This is a genomic window from Streptomyces anandii JCM 4720 (assembly GCF_014650655.1).
GTDB classification, from domain to species: Bacteria; Actinomycetota; Actinomycetes; order Streptomycetales; family Streptomycetaceae; genus Streptomyces; species Streptomyces anandii.
In genome coordinates, this window is the sequence record NZ_BMVJ01000007.1 from 100,150 (window position 1) to 115,096 (window position 14,947).

Here is a 14,947-nt window from a genome sequence, read left to right on the forward strand (position 1 = left end):
GAGGGCCGGAATCCGATCAAGGATTCCGGCCCTCGGTTTTTGTCCCCGCGGAACACGAAGACACGAGAAAGCCCCGGCGCCCACCGTGGTGGTGCCGGGGCCCGCCTGCGGGAAAGAGCCCGCGTTACGCCGCCGCCGCACAGCTCGGGCACAGCCCGCGGTAGGTCACCTCGACGTCGGAGACCGTGAAGCCGAAGCGCTCGGTGTCCGGGAGGTCAGCGAGCGGGTTGCCGCTCGGGTGCACGTCGCGGATGGCGCCGCAGCCGGCGCAGACCAGGTGGTGGTGCGGCCGGTGCGCGTTCGGGTCGTACCGCTTGGCGCGCTTGTCGGTGCTGACCTCGATCACCTCACCGAGCGTGACGAGCTCGCCCAGCGTGTTGTAGACGGTCGCCCGGGAGATCTCGGGCAGCTTGGCGACGGCCCGGGCGTGGACCTCGTCCGCCGTCAGGTGGACGTGCTCGCCGTCCAGGACCTCGGCCACGACTCGCCGCTGCGCGGTCATCCGCCATCCGCGTCCGCGCAGCCGTTCCAGAAGGTCGCTCATACCGCCCACCTTAACAGCAAGAGGAACAGTTTCCGAATAGGTGTGACTTTGGAGCTCAACTTGACTTGGACAATGTCCAATGTAGGATCGAGGCTGGCTTTGGCCAAGGAACAGAAATGTACGGAAGTGGCGCAGGAGGCGACGTGACCCACGGACCGCTCACGACGGAGGCCGGTGCTCCGGTGGCCGACAACCAGAACAGCGAGACCGCGGGGGCCGGCGGCCCGGTGCTCGTCCAGGACCAGCTCCTGCTCGAGAAGCTCGCGCACTTCAACCGGGAGCGCATCCCGGAGCGCGTGGTGCACGCCCGCGGCGCCGGGGCCTACGGCACCTTCACGGTCACCGCCGACGTGACGAAGTACACCCGCGCCAAGTTCCTCTCCGAGGTCGGCAAGCAGACGGAGACCTTCCTGCGCTTCTCGACCGTCGCGGGCAACCTGGGCGCCGCGGACGCGGTCCGCGACCCGCGCGGGTTCGCGCTGAAGTTCTACACCGAGGAGGGCAACTACGACCTCGTCGGCAACAACACCCCGGTGTTCTTCATCAAGGACGCCATCAAGTTCCCCGACTTCATCCACACCCAGAAGCGCGACCCGTACACGGGTTCCACCGAGCCGGACAACGTCTGGGACTTCTGGAGCCTGTCCCCGGAGTCCACGCACCAGGTGACCTGGCTGTTCGGTGACCGCGGCATCCCGGCGTCGTACCGCCACATGGACGGCTTCGGCTCGCACACCTACCAGTGGAACAACGAGGCCGGTGAGGTCTTCTGGGTCAAGTACCACTTCAAGACCGACCAGGGGATCAAGTGCCTCACCCAGGCGGAGGCCAACCGGCTCGCCGGTGAGGACCCCGACTCCCACCAGCGCGACCTGCGCGAGTCGATCGAGCGCGGCGAGTTCCCGTCCTGGACGGTCTACGTCCAGATCATGCCGGCGGCCGAGGCGGCGACGTACCGCTTCAACCCGTTCGACCTGACCAAGGTGTGGCCGCACGCCGACTACCCGCTGGTCGAGTTCGGCAGGCTGGAGCTCAACCGCAACCCGGAGAACGTCTTCGCCGAGGTCGAGCAGTCGATCTTCTCCCCGGCGCACTTCGTGCCCGGCATCGGCCCGTCCCCGGACAAGATGCTGCAGGGCCGCCTGTTCGCCTACGGCGACGCGCACCGCTACCGCGTCGGCATCAACGCCGACCATCTGCCGGTCAACCGGCCGCACGCCACCGAGGCGCGCACCCACTCCCGTGACGGCTACCTGTACGACGGCCGCCACAAGGGCGCGAAGAACTACGAGCCGAACAGCTTCGGCGGCCCCTTCCAGACGGACCGCCCGCTGTGGCAGCCGGTCGCGGTCTCCGGTGTCACCGGCGACCACGAGGCGCCGGTGCACGCCGAGGACGACGACTTCGTCCAGGCCGGCAACCTCTACCGGCTGATGACGGACGAGGAGAAGGACCGCCTGATCGGCAATCTGGCGGGCGCCATCTCCCAGGTCTCCCGCGAGGACATCGCCGAGCGCGCGATCGACAACTTCCGTCGCGCGGACGGTGACTTCGGCAAGCGGCTGGAGGCCGCCGTGCGGGCTCTGCGCGGCTGACCTCCGGCGACTGGACCGCTTGCCGCGGGCAGTGGGGCCGGGTTCCCGACGGGGGCCCGGCCCGCTCGCGTCCGCTCAGACGGAGACCTGCTCCGCGCGCCGCGGGGCCGGTGTCCAGCAGCGGATGATGTCGCGGACCGAGACGATGCCCGCGACCTCGCCGCCGTCGAGGACGATGAGATGGCGGAAGCCGCCGTGGGTCATGGCGCGGGCCGCCTCCTCCAGCGTCCACGACGGGGCGGCGAAGACGACGTCGGTGGTGGTGTGGGCGTGGGCGTGCTCCGTGTCCGGGCTCTGGCCCAGGCCCACGGAGTTGAGGATGTCGCGTTCGGTGAGGATGCCGATGCCGCCGGCGTCGGGGTCGTGGACCACGGCGGCGCCGATGCGGCGCGCGGACATCAGGGCTGCTGCCTGGCGGAGGGTGTGGGCGGGGCCGATGGTGAGGACCACCGTGCTCATGGCGTCGCGGACGAGCATGGGATGGAGCCACCTCCTCGAGGAACCCGGCTCGTGGCCGAATTCACAAGCTCACAAGTGGGGGGACTCTCAGAGTCGCAGGTAAAGCCGGGGTCAACAAGAGGGCGCGCGCGGCCGGTTGGGGGCGTGCGCAGGCGTCTCCCGTTTCTCAGTGGCGCTGGTTGAGATACCCCAGCAACTCGTCGTGCAGCAGCCCGTTGGAGGCGGCCGCGTTGCCGCTGTGCGGGCCGGGCCGGCCGTCCAGGCCCGTGAAGGAGCCGCCCGCCTCGGTCACGATGACGGCGTTGGCGGCCATGTCCCACAGCGACAGCTCGGGTTCGGCGCAGAAGTCGACCGAGCCCTCGGCCACCATCATGTAGGGCCAGAAGTCGCCGTACGCGCGCGTGCGCCAGACCTCCCGCGTGAGGTCCAGGAAGCCGTTCAGCCGGCCCTGCTCCTGCCAGCCGCTCAGCGAGGAGTACGCGAAGGAGGCGTCGGCGAGCTTCGACACCTGGGACACCCGCAGCCGGCTCGCCTTGGTCAGACTGCGCCCGCTGAACGCGCCGTGGCCCCGCGCGGCCCACCAGCGGCGCCCGAGGGCCGGGGCGGAGACGACGCCCACCACCGGCTGGTAGCCCCCCTCGCCCGCCTCCATCAGGGAGATCAGCGTGGCCCAGACGGGGACGCCCCGGACGTAGTTCTTCGTCCCGTCGATCGGGTCGATCACCCAGCGGCGCGGGCCGGTCCCCTCGATGCCGTACTCCTCGCCGAGCACCGCGTCACGCGGGCGGGCGCGCTGCAACTGGCCGCGGATGAGCTCCTCCGCCGCCCTGTCCGCTTCGCTGACCGGGGTCATGTCCGGCTTGGTCTCGACCTTGAGGTCGAGGGCCTTGAAGCGGTCCATGGTCGCGGCGTCGGCCGCGTCCGCGAGAACGTGGGCCAGGCGCAGATCGTCGAGGTAGTCCGGCATGTAACGAACCGTATCCGGCGCCGACCGCATCGGGCCACAGGGGGCGCGGCGGCCGTACGGCAGACCCCTCAGCAGGAAGCGACCGGGCGCACGGGTGTGGCCGAGGGGGAACCGGGTGCCGCCGCGCACCCTTGACAGTGCCTGCGGGCGCGTCAAATCTGGGCGCAGAGCCGCTCGCCCACGGGAGGCGATGATGCCTGCAGCGCGGGAATCCCTGCTGGACGCCGCCTACACGGCGCTGGCGCGCCGGCCCTGGTCCGCCGTGCGGATGGTGGACGTGGCCGCGGCGGCCGGGGTCTCCCGGCAGACGCTCTACAACGAGTTCGGCAGCAAGGAGGGCCTGGCCCGGGCGCTGGTCCGCCGTGAGGCGGACGGCTATCTCGCCGGCGTCGAGCGCGCCCTCGCCCTGCCCGCCGACGCGCGTGAGCGGCTGACCGCGACCGCGGAGTGGACCGCCTCGGCGGCCCGGGAGAACGCGCTGGTGAAGGCCATGCTCACCGGCTGCTGGAGTGAGCGGCTGCCCGCGCCGACGCTGTCCGCGGTGCCCTCCTCCTCCGCCGTCCCGGCCCAGCGCCGGGCGGACGGACCGCTGCCTTCGCCGGGCGACTTCGTCGCCGCCGTCCGCGACCGCGCCGTGGCCGCGCTGTCCGCGCCGGGCACGCCGAGGGCGGACACCGCCCCGGGCGCGCAAAGGGCGGACACCGCCCCGGGCGCGCAAAGGGCGGACACCGCGGAACTGGCCCGCACCTGCGAACTGATCGTCCGCCTCGCCCTGTCCTGCGTGGCGGCCCCGCCCGGCGAGGGCGGCGTCGCCGAACTGGTCCGCGTCACACTCCACCGCCAACCCTTCTGAGCACCGCCGGAGTTGCCCGGCGCGCCGGCGGCATGCGCGGATCGCGCCCGCGTCAGTGCGCGAATGACGCCCGCGTCAGTGCGCGGATCCGGACAGCTGCAGACCGATCACGCCGATGATGACGAAGCTGATCGAGACGATCTTCAGCGTGGACACCAGGTCGCCGAGGAAGACCATGCCGTAGATGGCGGTCCCCGCCGCCCCGATGCCGGTCCACACCGCGTAGGCCGGCCCGACGTCGAGCTTGCGCAGGGACAGCGTGAGCAGGCCGAAGCTGCCGAGCGCGAAGCAGCAGAAGGCGACGGTCGGCCACAGCCGGGTGAAACCGTGGGACAGCTTCAGGCACACGGCGAAACCGGTCTCCAGCAACCCGGCCACGATGACCAGCAGCCACGCCATGTGCGCTCCTCACCTGCGTCCGCGTCCCGTGACCGCTTCGCCGTGCTTGGGCAGACTTGGACCGGCTTGGATCCGGCCCCGTGCGATTATGCACTTGCCAGGCGCGGGCCCCGACAAACAACGCGGAGGTCAGTCGCCCTCCGTGCGCTCCCTCGTGGCCAGCAGCCGCCGCAGCGAGTACAGCCGGGCCGGGTCCGCGTGGCCCTCGGCCACCCACTCGTCCAGCGCGCAGTCCGGCTCGTCGTGACTGCACGCGCGCGGGCAGCCCTCCGTGCCCGGCTCCAGGTCGGGGAAGGCGTGGATGACCCGGGACGGATCGATGTGCGCCAGGCCGAAAGACCGTACGCCCGGTGTGTCCACGACCCAGCCGCTCGCCCCGGCCAGCGGCAGCGCGAGAGCCGAGGTGGTGGTGTGCCGGCCGCGGCCCGTCACCGCGTTCACATGCCCCGTCACCCGCCGCCGCTCCTCGGGCACGAGCGCGTTGACGAGCGTGGTCTTGCCGACGCCCGAATGGCCCACGAACGCCGTCACACGGCCGTCGAGATGCTCGCGCACCCTGTCCACCGCGTCGCCCGTCTCCAGCTCCGCACGGCTGGTGACGACATAGGGGATGTCCAACGCGCCGTACAGGTCGAGGAGTTTGTCCGGCGGGGCCAGGTCCGACTTGGTCATCACCAGCAGCGGCGAAAGCCCGCCGTCGTACGCCGCCACCAGACAGCGGTCGATCAGGCGCGGCCGCGGCTCGGGATCGGCGAGCGCGGTGACGATGGCCAGCTGGTCGGCGTTGGCCACGACCACGCGCTCGTACGGATCGTCGTCGTCCGCCGTGCGGCGCAGCACGGAGTCGCGCCCCTCGATGCGGACGACGCGGGCGAGGGTGTCCTTCTTCCCCGACAGATCGCCGACCAGGGCCACCCGGTCGCCCACCACGGCGGCCTTGCGGCCCAGTTCACGGGCCTTCATCGCGATTACCGTGCGGCCGTCGACCAGGCAGGTCAGCCGCCCCCGGTCCACGGTGAGCACCATGCCCCCGGCGGCGTCCTCGTGCTTGGGGCGGATGTGCGTACGCGGCCGGTTGCCCCGGCGGTTGGGCCGGGAGCGGATGTCGTCCTCGTCGGTGTGCTTGCCGTAGCGGCGCATGATCTGGTCCCCGCGCCTCTACGCCGCCCCGAGCATCCCGGTCCACAGCTCGGGGAAGTCCGGCAGGGTCTTCGCCGTGGTCGCCACGTTCTCGATCTGCACGCCCTCGACCGCCAGGCCGATGATCGCGCCGGCCGTCGCCATCCGGTGGTCCTCGTAGGTGTGGAAGATGCCGCCGTGCAGCCGGCGCGGGCGGATGTGCAGGCCGTCGGCCGTCTCGGTCACATCGCCGCCGAGCTCGTTGATCTCCTTGGTCAGCGCGGCCAGCCGGTCCGTCTCGTGCAGCCGCAGATGGGCCACGCCCCGCAGGGTCGAGGGCGAGTCCGCGAGCGCGGCGACCGCGGCGACGCCCGGGGTCAGCTCGCCGACCTCGCCGAGGTCCACGTCGATGCCGTGCACCGAGCCGGAGCCGGTGAAGACCAGGCCGTACTCGGTCAGTTCGCAGGAACCACCCATCTCGGTGAAGATCTGCCGCAGCTGGTCACCCGGCTGGGTCGTCCGGGACGGCCAGTCGGGGATCACGACCTTGCCGCCGGTGACCAGCGCCGCCGCCAGGAACGGCTGGGCGTTGGACAGGTCCGGCTCCACGGTCAGGTCCCGGCCCAGCAGCGCGCCCGGCGTGACCCGCCAGACGTTCGGCTCGCCGCCGGACTCGGGGGTGTCCACCTGGGCGCCCACCGCGCGCAGCATGTCCACGGTCATCCGGATGTGCGGCATCGACGGCAGGGCGGCGCCCACGTGCCGCACCTCGACGCCCTGGTTGAAGCGCGGGCCGGACAGCAGCAGCGCGCTGACGAACTGGGACGAGGAGGAGGCGTCGATCTCCACCGGGCCGCCGTCCAGGGCGCCGCTGCCGTGCACGGTCAGCGGCAGCGCGCCGCGGCCGTCGTCGTCGATCCGGGCCCCGAGCACCCGCAGCGCGTCGATGACGCCGTGCAGGGGGCGCTCGTACGAACGCGGGTCGCCGTCGAAGCGGACCGGGCCGTCGGCCAGCGCGGCGACCGGCGGCAGGAAGCGCATCACCGTGCCCGCGTTGCCCACGTCGACGGTGGCCGGGCCGTGCAGCCCAGCCGGGATCACCCGCCAGGCCTCGCCGGAGGCGCCCGCGCCGGACGCGGAGGACACCGTCTCCTCGATGCCGACGCCCATCTCGCGCAGCGCGCCCGCCATCAGCAGCGTGTCGCGGGAGCGCAGCGGGCGCCGCAGCCAGCCCGGCTCGGAGGCGAGGGCGGCGAGCACCAGGGCACGGTTGGTGACCGACTTGGACCCGGGCACGTGGACCGTCGCGTCGACGGCTCCGCTCGCGTGCGGGGCGGGCCAGAGGGCGGTGTGTGCGTGGTTCGGGGCCATGGGCCCACTGTATAAGGAGGCGGTGGCACCGGCCGTCGTGCGGGCGGCGCCGTGATCACAGGCCGAGCAGCCAGCGCCCCCCGCCCATCAGCGAGCACAGCGACACCGCGTGGAACAGGAACAGCCACAGGCCGGCCGGTACGTGGGTGAGCCGCGACAGCTGGTCCGCGTCCGAGTCCCCGGCGCCGCCGCGGGCCCGCTTGGCCTGCAGCTCGAAGGCCGGGCGCACCCCGCCGAGGAGCAGGAACCACACCACCGCGTAGGCGAAGGCCGCCTGCACCTGGGATCCGGCCAGCCACGACACCAGCAGGAAGGCGCCGCCGGTCAGGACCACGGTGAGCGCCCCGTAGGCGTTGCGGATCATCACCAGCATCGCCACCAGCAGCGCCGTGGCCACCCACAGCAGCAGGGTGATGTGCCCGGCAGCGAGCAGGGCCGCGCCGCCGAGGCCGAGCAGTGGGGGAGCGGTGTAGCCGGCGGCCGCGGTGAGGATCATGCCGACGCCGTACGGCTTGCCGCGGCTCACCGTCAGACCGCTGGTGTCGGAGTGCAGGCGTATCCCGGTCAGCGTGCGCCCGCTCAGCAGCGCCACCAGGCCGTGCCCGCCCTCGTGGGCGATGGTGATCGCGTTGCGCGAGACGCGCCACAGGGTGTGCGGGACGACCACCGCGAGCGCGGCGAGGGCGGTGGCGACCACCACCCACAGGTCGGGGTCGGGCTGGGTGCCGATCAGACGGTCCCAGAGGTCGGGCAGCGCGGTGGCGGCGGTGCTGGCCATGTTTCCCGGTGGCTCCCTGTGCTCGTGCGGAGTCTGGCAGTGTTGCACGTATGTGCGGACGGTATGCAGCGAGTCGCGGACCCGAGGATCTCGCAGGAATCTTCGAGGTCGAGAAGTGGGAGCCCGAGGAGACCCTGGCGCCCGACTACAACGTGGCCCCCACCAAGGAGGTCCACGTCGTCCTCGACCGCCCCCTGAAGGACGCCGGCGACGACCGCCCGGTTCGCCAGCTCCGCAGGCTGCGGTGGGGCCTGGTCCCCTCGTGGTCCAAGACGCCCGAGGGCGCCGCCAGGATGATCAACGCGCGCGCGGAGACCGTGCACGAGAAGCCCTCATACCGCCGCGCCTTCGCCGCCCGGCGCTGCATCGTGCCCGCCGACGGCTACTACGAGTGGGTCACCGGCACCCAGGAGCGGGAGCTGGAGGTGGAGGGGCGGCGCAAGCGCCCGCGCAAGCAGCCGTACTTCGTGACCCCGGCGGACGGATCGGTGTTCGCGATGGCGGGCCTGTACGAGTTCTGGCGGGACCGCACGCTGCCCGACGACCACCCCCAGGCCTGGTGGGTGACCTGCTCGGTGATCACCACGGAGGCGGAGCGGACCCCGCTGGCCGTCGCCCCGGCCGACGGGCCGCGCACCCTGGCCGACATCCATCCCCGCATGCCACTGATGCTCACCCCCGACCGCTGGGACGCCTGGCTGGACCCGGCCCGCACGGACGCGGACGGACTGCGCGAGCTGCTGGCGCCCCCGCCGCCCGGGCTGATGCGCGCGTACCCCGTCTCCACGGCGGTGAGCAACGTCCGCAACAACGGACCCGAGCTGCTCAAGGAGCTTCCGGCGCCCGAGGAGGGCACACTCTTCTAGCGTGACCGACACCACTGACAGCCGGACCTCCGGGTCCCGCGCCGAGACCGTCGAGACCGAGACCGTCGACACCGGGGCCGGCACCGCCCGGATCACCTGGCACCCGGCGAGGAAGGCACGCCTCGTGCTGGCCGCCGGCCACGGCGCGGGCGGCGGCATCGAAGCCCGCGACCTGCGGGCCCTCGCGCGCGTCCTGCCCACCCACGGCGTGAGCGTCGCTCTTGTCGAGCAGCCCTGGCGGGTGGCCGGCAAGAAGGTCGCGCCCGCGCCCAGGACGCTGGACACCGGCTGGCGCGGCGTCTGGCCCGCGCTCGCCGGCCGCGGGCTGCCGGTGATCTCCGCCGGCCGCAGCGCCGGCGCGCGCGTCGCCTGCCGTACGGCCGCCGAGCTGGGCGCCCGCGCCGTGCTCGCCCTGAGCTTCCCGCTGCACCCGCCGGGCAAACCCGAGAAGTCCCGCGCCGGGGAGCTGCTGGACGCCGGGGTGCCCACGCTCGTCGTGCAGGGCGGCAACGACCCGTTCGGCAGGCCGGAGGAGTTCCCGCCGGGCTCCTACGAGATGGCGGAGGTGCCGTACGGCGACCACGGCTTCGGCGTGCCCAAGCGGGCGGGGATCACCGAGGAGGAGGCCATGGGGCTGCTCACGGACGCGGTGGCACGGTGGACCGCGTCACTCGGGTGACGCGCGCGGGGGCCGGGAATGCGGGGTGCCCCACCGCTGTTGTGGCGGACGAGAGTGCCGGACCTCGGCACCGACGCCGTAGGAGAGGAAGTCCGCCGCATGGGTTCGACCTTCTGCCCGCGCCGCAGTGCCCGCACCGACCTGGACTGGACGGTGCTGCACGCGGCGAAGACCGCCCCTATTCGGGCGGCGGGCGGACCGGATCGTCGTCTATCCTCCGATTCGAGTGGGGCTTCACTCGGTCTCACGACATCGCTTGAGGAGGTGGGTCCGGTTCCCGGTACCGACGCAGGGACCGACAACGGCGTGGCGGAGCAGCCCGAGGGCCGGGGCACGGGCGCGGACGCGTCCGCGGAGTCGACCGTCGAGCGCAGCGCGCGCTTCGAGCGGGACGCGCTCGAATTCCTCGACCAGATGTACTCGGCCGCGCTGCGCATGACGCGCAACCCGGCCGACGCCGAGGACCTGGTGCAGGAGACGTACGCCAAGGCGTACGCGTCCTTCCACCAGTTCCGCGAGGGCACCAACCTCAAGGCGTGGCTATACCGGATCCTCACCAACACCTTCATCAACTCCTACCGCAAGAAGCAGCGCGAGCCCCAGCGCAGCGCCGCGGAGGAGATCGAGGACTGGCAGCTCGCCCGCGCCGAGTCGCACATGTCGACCGGTCTGCGCTCCGCCGAGTCGCAGGCGCTCGACCACCTGCCCGACTCGGACGTGAAGGAGGCACTGCAGGCGATCCCCGAGGAGTTCCGCATCGCCGTGTATCTCGCGGACGTCGAGGGCTTTGCGTACAAGGAGATCGCGGACATCATGGGGACACCCATCGGTACGGTGATGTCCCGGCTGCACCGGGGCCGTCGGCAACTGCGCGGCATGCTCGAGGACTACGCCCGCGAGCGCGGGCTGGTCCCGGCGGGCGCCGGAGAGTCGGACGAAGCGAAAGGCTCGGGCTCATGAGCTGCGGAGAGCCGCACGAGACGGACTGCAGTGAGGTACTCGACCACCTGTACGAGTTCCTCGACAGTGAGATGCCGGAAGTCGATCGCACCAAGTTCGAGCACCACTTCGAGGAGTGCTCGCCGTGCCTCGAGAAGTACGGCCTGGAACAGGCCGTGAAGAAGCTGGTCAAGCGGTGCTGCGGGCATGACGACGTCCCCGCCGACCTGCGTGCCAAGGTGATGGGCAGGATCGAGCTGATCCGCTCCGGCGGGACCGTCCCCGAGCGGGACGTCGCCGCGGCCCCGGTGACTCCCCGGGAGTCCTGACACACGCCTGACCCACGTCACTCGTACGTGCTAATCCGCGGGTTATCGGCCCGCGGACTGCCCCCCGGCCGTCCTAGGCTCCCGTCGTGGACTGGCATGACCGGGGGAGGGCGTCATGGAGGCGGTTCGGCCGCGGACCCGTGCGTACGTCGTCTGTGCCGGCCTCGGCGGCCTGCTCTGCCTGCTGCCGCTGCCGATGACGCACACGCCCTGGTGGGCGCTCGCCCTGCTGGCCACGGTGTACGCGGCCTGCAAGCAGTTGGCCCGGCGCAGCGGTGTCGCGGGGCCCTTCTACCCCGTGCTGCTGGCGGCGGCCTTCCTGCTGCCGCCGCCCGCCGCCGCGCTCGTCCCCGTGCCCGGCGCCCTGCTCACCCCGGCCGGGCAGCGCCCCGAGGCCCTGCGCCGGATCTGGCGGGCCGCCCAGCTCGCCATCGCAGTCTGGGCCGCCGCCCGCACGCACTGGTCGCTGGGCGGACGGGACGCCGTCGTCGGCTCCGACTTCCCCTACGCGCTCGTGCCCGCCGCGGCCGCCGTGGCCGTGTTCTGCCTGGTGCTCACCGCGCTGGACGGCGGCATCCTCGCCCTCGCCGAACAGGTGCCGGTGCGCCGCGCCTGGCAGGGCGGTTTCGCGCGCTCGCTCGTGCCGATCGCGGTGCACGGCCTGGCCGGCCTGATGATGGCCGTGCTCTGGCGCAGCCCCTACGGTCCGGTCGCCGCGCTGCTGGTGCTGCTGCCCATGTGCGTGTCCTGGTGGGCGTACGCGCAGTACCACCGCGAGCGGGCCGCCCACCAGGCGACCATCCGGGCGCTGGTCCAGGCCGTCGACATCAAGGACGGCTACACACGCGGGCACAGCGAACGGGTCGGGCACGCCTCGATGATGATCGCCCGCGAGCTCGGCATGGACGACGAGCGCGTGGAGGTGCTCCGCTTCGCGGGGATCCTGCACGACGTGGGCAAACTCGGCGTCCCCACCCGGCTGCTGCGCAAGGACGGGCCGCTGACCCCCGAGGAGCGCCGGGTCATCGAACTGCACCCCGAGTACGGGCACGAGATGGTCCGCGGGATCTCCTTCCTCGGGGAGGCCCGCTCGGCGATCCTGCACCACCACGAGCGGCTGGACGGCAGCGGATACCCCTACGGGCTGACGGGCGGGCAGATCCCGGAGTGCGCGCGGGTGGTGGCCGTCGCCGACGCCTTCGACGCGATGACGTCCACCCGCTCCTACCGGCGCGGCCGTCCGGTCGGGGCCGCGCTGGAGGAACTGGAGCGCTGCGCGGGCGCGCAGTTCGACCCTCGGATGGTCACCGCGCTCACACGCGCCCTCGACCGCCACGGCTGGCACCCGGCCGTCACCGCCGACGAGCCGGCGGCCCAGGCCGTCGAACCGGCGGCTCCGTCCGGTGCCGCGTCCGCCGTGGCCGCCCCGGCGGTCCACCCCACCCCCGAACCCCGGGAAGTGCGCCGGTGACGCGGCCGGGACCGTGGTGCCTGTCCCTGTCCCTGTCCCTGCCCCTGGTGCTGATGCGCGCCGCGGCTCTCCTGGTCGCGCTGTTCTCGCTGTGCGTGACCCTGTGGGGCGGTCTGCAGGAGCGCGGGGCCGCGCTCGCCTTCGGGGTGCTGGTGCTGGTGGGCGAGCTCGCCCGGTGGAGCGGGCCGGACGTCCGGGAGGCCGCGCCGCTCGGGGCCGCCGGCGCGCTGTCGTACGCCCTGCTGGGCGAGGACGCCGGGCGGCCCACCCACCACGGCGCCTTCCAGGTCGTCGCCGTCGTGCTGGCCGCCGGTCTGCTCGGCAGCGTGCCGCACATCGCGCGCGGGCGCGGGCCCGCCCCGGACCACCTGGCGCGGCGGATCCTCACCGTCGCCTTCGCCGCCGTCTGCTTCCAACCTCTCTACGGGCAAGGGGTGTTCGAGGACTGGAGCGGCCCGGCGTACGTGCTGCTGCTGCTCGCGCTGCTGGTGCTCACCGCGCTGTGCGGCGCCGTGCTCGCGGCCGCGGCCACCCACTGCCGCACCCGGTGGCCCTTCGGCCCGCTGCTGCGCGAGGAGTTGCGGGGACTGCTCGGGATCGGCTCCGCGGTGTGCGCCACGGGCGCGGTGATGGCCCTGGCGGTCGCCGTCGTCGGATTGTGGGCGCTGCCCGTGTTCTCGCTGCCCCTGCTCCTCGCCCAGCTCTCCTGCCGGCGGTACGCGGCCGTGCGGGCCACCTACCGGCAGACCATCGCCTCGCTCGCCCGGGCCACCGAGGTGGCGGGCTGCACCCCGGCCGGGCACGCCCGGCGCGTCGCCGCGCTCAGCCGGGCCGTGGGCATCGACCTGGGCCTGTCGGGCCCGGAGCTGACCGTGCTGGAGCACGCGGCGCTCATGCACGACATCGGGCAGCTCAGCCTGGTGGACCCGGTGCCCGCGGGCGCGACGGCCTGCCTGCCCGTCGAGGAGCAGCGGCGCATCGCCCTGCTCGGCGGCGCCGTCGTGCGCCGGACCGGGGTCGACGCCCGGATCGCCGTGGTGGTGGAGCGGCAGGCCGACCCGTGCCGGGAGCAGCCGCTGCCCGCGCGGATCGTGCGGGCCGTCAACGCCTACGAGGAGAAGGCGCGCGACGCCGGGCCCGGCGGCCCCCTCAAGGCGCTGGAGGAACTGCGGCTGGCCACCGCGGGCGACTACGCCCCCGAGGTGGTGGAGTCACTGGCGCGGGTGCTCTCGCGTGACTGTCTGACCCGGTCCCCGGTGGGGTAACCCATGGGTAATGAGCGACCTTCCAGCCGCACGTGGTTGGATGCGAAGGAGAGGGTGTCCGGGGGCAGAAGCCAGCCCACTGAACGGAACTGGCAGGCGGGAATCGTGAGGATCTTCGGCAAGGGACGGCATCGGCCCTCCGCCTCCTGGCGGCAGGCCACCGACCGGGCGTTCACCCTGATCGGTGACGGCCGGTACGAGGACGCGGGCGCGCTCCTGACACGCGCCGCCGATCTGGAGCCCTGGCTGTCGGAGTCCTGGTTCAACCTCGCCCTGCTGCACAAGTTCCGGCACGACTGGGAGCAGGCCAGGACGGCGGGCCTGCGGGCCGTTGCCCTGCTGGAGAGGGAGACCGGCGCGCCCGACTGGTGGAACGTCGGCATCGCCGCCACCGCACTGCAGGACTGGCCGCTGGCCCGCCGGGCCTGGCAGGCCTACGGACTGAAGGTGCCCGGGGGCGTGGCCGCCGCCGGGGAGCCGGCGGGCATGGAGCTGGGCAGCGCGGCCGTGCGCCTGTCGCCGGAGGGCGAGGCCGAGGTGGTGTGGGGCCGGCGCCTGGACCCGGCCCGCATCGAGGTGCTGTCCATCCCGCTGCCGTCCTCAGGGCGGCGCTGGGGCGAGGTCGTGCTGCACGACGGGGTGCCCCACGGGGAGCGGACCACCGCCGCGGGCCACACCTACCCCGTCTTCGACGAGATCGAGCTGTGGGCGCCCTCGCCGGTGCCCACCTGGGTGGTGCTCCTCGAGGCGGCGACCGAGGCCGACCGCGACGCGCTGGAGCAGCTCGCCGCCGACGCCGGGTTCGCCGCCGAGGACTGGTCGTCGTCCGTACGGCTGCTGTGCCGTACGTGCTCGGAGTCCCGGATGCCCTCCGACGAGGGCGACGGCACGCACCTCGACCCGCACGACCACAGCGAGCCCGGGCACCCGGGGCCGCTCGGCCATCGCACGGACGGGCAGCTGTGGGTGCCGGAGCGCGAGTGCGGGGTGGCGGCGCCGGCCTCGCTGGTGCGGGGGCTGCTGGACGGCTGGGTCGCGGACAGCCCGGACTCGCGGGACTGGCGGGACCTGGAAGAGGTCTGCTGAGCACTGCCCGTACTCTTTATCGGCAACACTCATTCCAGGAAGGCAGGCACAGGGCGGTCATGGCGCAGCAGGACACCGATCAGCAGCACCCGGGCGTGCTCCCCGTCGACGACGAGGGCTACGTCGTCGACACGGAGGACTGCGAGGAGCGCGAGACGGCCTGGCGCGAGCGCGGCACCTCCCGGCCGATCACGGTCGTCGGGAACCCCGTGCTGCACAAGGAGTGC

16 protein-coding genes and 1 pseudogene are annotated in these 14,947 nt (G+C 73.0%); 10 read left to right on the top strand and 7 right to left on the bottom strand.

Annotation, left to right across the window (positions count from 1 at the left end; genetic code table 11):
* Positions 1 to 124: 124 nt before the first annotated feature.
* The gene (locus IE249_RS14905) at positions 125 to 544 is read right to left on the bottom strand and encodes a Fur family transcriptional regulator (protein ID WP_189705301.1); all 420 of its coding nucleotides are present in this window, start codon (positions 542 to 544) and stop codon (positions 125 to 127) included.
* 143 nt (positions 545 to 687) lie between these two features.
* Between IE249_RS14905 and IE249_RS14910 the strand changes: the two genes are divergently transcribed.
* Positions 688 to 2,139 (top strand): catalase, encoded by a 1,452-nt coding sequence (locus IE249_RS14910; protein WP_189705302.1) that lies wholly within the window; start codon positions 688 to 690, stop codon positions 2,137 to 2,139.
* A gap of 75 nt (positions 2,140 to 2,214) precedes the next feature.
* Here IE249_RS14910 and IE249_RS14915 read toward each other — a convergent pair whose 3' ends face one another.
* Together IE249_RS14915 and hisN are read right to left on the bottom strand one after the other, a co-directional pair.
* Positions 2,215 to 2,616, bottom strand: coding sequence for a CBS domain-containing protein (locus IE249_RS14915; protein WP_189705303.1), 402 nt, complete (start codon positions 2,614 to 2,616; stop codon positions 2,215 to 2,217).
* A gap of 148 nt (positions 2,617 to 2,764) precedes the next feature.
* On the bottom strand, positions 2,765 to 3,565 hold the full coding sequence (gene hisN, locus IE249_RS14920; RefSeq protein ID WP_189705304.1) for a histidinol-phosphatase: 801 nt from the start codon (positions 3,563 to 3,565) through the stop codon (positions 2,765 to 2,767).
* Between the two features lie 190 nt (positions 3,566 to 3,755).
* Between hisN and IE249_RS14925 the strand changes: the two genes are divergently transcribed.
* Entirely contained in the window at positions 3,756 to 4,418 is a 663-nt protein-coding gene (locus IE249_RS14925) for a TetR/AcrR family transcriptional regulator (protein WP_189705305.1), read from the top strand.
* Positions 4,419 to 4,493: 75 nt separating this feature from the next.
* Here the strand turns inward: IE249_RS14925 and IE249_RS14930 are convergent, their stop codons facing one another.
* The 4 genes from IE249_RS14930 to IE249_RS14945 form a co-directional block, all read right to left on the bottom strand.
* Positions 4,494 to 4,817 (bottom strand): DMT family transporter, encoded by a 324-nt coding sequence (locus tag IE249_RS14930; RefSeq protein WP_189705306.1) that lies wholly within the window; start codon positions 4,815 to 4,817, stop codon positions 4,494 to 4,496.
* A 129-nt stretch (positions 4,818 to 4,946) separates the two neighbouring features.
* The gene (gene rsgA / locus IE249_RS14935; protein ID WP_189705307.1) at positions 4,947 to 5,957 is read right to left on the bottom strand and encodes a ribosome small subunit-dependent GTPase A; all 1,011 of its coding nucleotides are present in this window, start codon (positions 5,955 to 5,957) and stop codon (positions 4,947 to 4,949) included.
* Positions 5,958 to 5,975: 18 nt separating this feature from the next.
* Positions 5,976 to 7,307 (bottom strand): 3-phosphoshikimate 1-carboxyvinyltransferase, encoded by a 1,332-nt coding sequence (aroA, locus tag IE249_RS14940; RefSeq protein ID WP_189705308.1) that lies wholly within the window; start codon positions 7,305 to 7,307, stop codon positions 5,976 to 5,978.
* A gap of 55 nt (positions 7,308 to 7,362) precedes the next feature.
* Complete coding sequence (locus IE249_RS14945; protein ID WP_189705309.1) at positions 7,363 to 8,085, bottom strand: M50 family metallopeptidase; 723 nt, start codon at positions 8,083 to 8,085, stop codon at positions 7,363 to 7,365.
* A 50-nt stretch (positions 8,086 to 8,135) separates the two neighbouring features.
* Between IE249_RS14945 and IE249_RS14950 the strand changes: the two genes are divergently transcribed.
* The 8 genes and pseudogenes from IE249_RS14950 to IE249_RS37300 all read left to right on the top strand — a co-directional run.
* A complete protein-coding gene (locus tag IE249_RS14950; protein WP_189705310.1) occupies positions 8,136 to 8,951 on the top strand; it encodes an SOS response-associated peptidase in 816 nt (271 codons plus the stop codon).
* A gap of 1 nt (position 8,952) precedes the next feature.
* Positions 8,953 to 9,630, top strand: a complete 678-nt coding sequence (locus tag IE249_RS14955) for an alpha/beta hydrolase family protein (RefSeq protein WP_189705311.1) — start codon at positions 8,953 to 8,955, stop codon at positions 9,628 to 9,630.
* Between the two features lie 264 nt (positions 9,631 to 9,894).
* The gene (gene sigR, locus IE249_RS14960) at positions 9,895 to 10,590 is read left to right on the top strand and encodes an RNA polymerase sigma factor SigR (RefSeq protein ID WP_189705312.1); all 696 of its coding nucleotides are present in this window, start codon (positions 9,895 to 9,897) and stop codon (positions 10,588 to 10,590) included.
* Positions 10,587 to 10,898 (top strand): mycothiol system anti-sigma-R factor, encoded by a 312-nt coding sequence (gene rsrA / locus IE249_RS14965; RefSeq protein ID WP_189705313.1) that lies wholly within the window; start codon positions 10,587 to 10,589, stop codon positions 10,896 to 10,898. The genes sigR and rsrA overlap by 4 nt, the downstream gene beginning before the upstream one ends.
* 115 nt (positions 10,899 to 11,013) lie before the next feature.
* Complete coding sequence (locus IE249_RS14970; RefSeq protein ID WP_189705314.1) at positions 11,014 to 12,369, top strand: HD-GYP domain-containing protein; 1,356 nt, start codon at positions 11,014 to 11,016, stop codon at positions 12,367 to 12,369.
* Positions 12,370 to 12,422: 53 nt separating this feature from the next.
* The gene (locus IE249_RS14975; RefSeq protein ID WP_189705490.1) at positions 12,423 to 13,634 is read left to right on the top strand and encodes an HD-GYP domain-containing protein; all 1,212 of its coding nucleotides are present in this window, start codon (positions 12,423 to 12,425) and stop codon (positions 13,632 to 13,634) included.
* A gap of 105 nt (positions 13,635 to 13,739) precedes the next feature.
* Entirely contained in the window at positions 13,740 to 14,720 is a 981-nt protein-coding gene (locus tag IE249_RS14980) for a tetratricopeptide repeat protein (RefSeq protein WP_189705315.1), read from the top strand.
* Positions 14,721 to 14,779: 59 nt separating this feature from the next.
* Positions 14,780 to 14,947, top strand: a pseudogene (locus IE249_RS37300) (peptide deformylase); the annotation flags it as partial.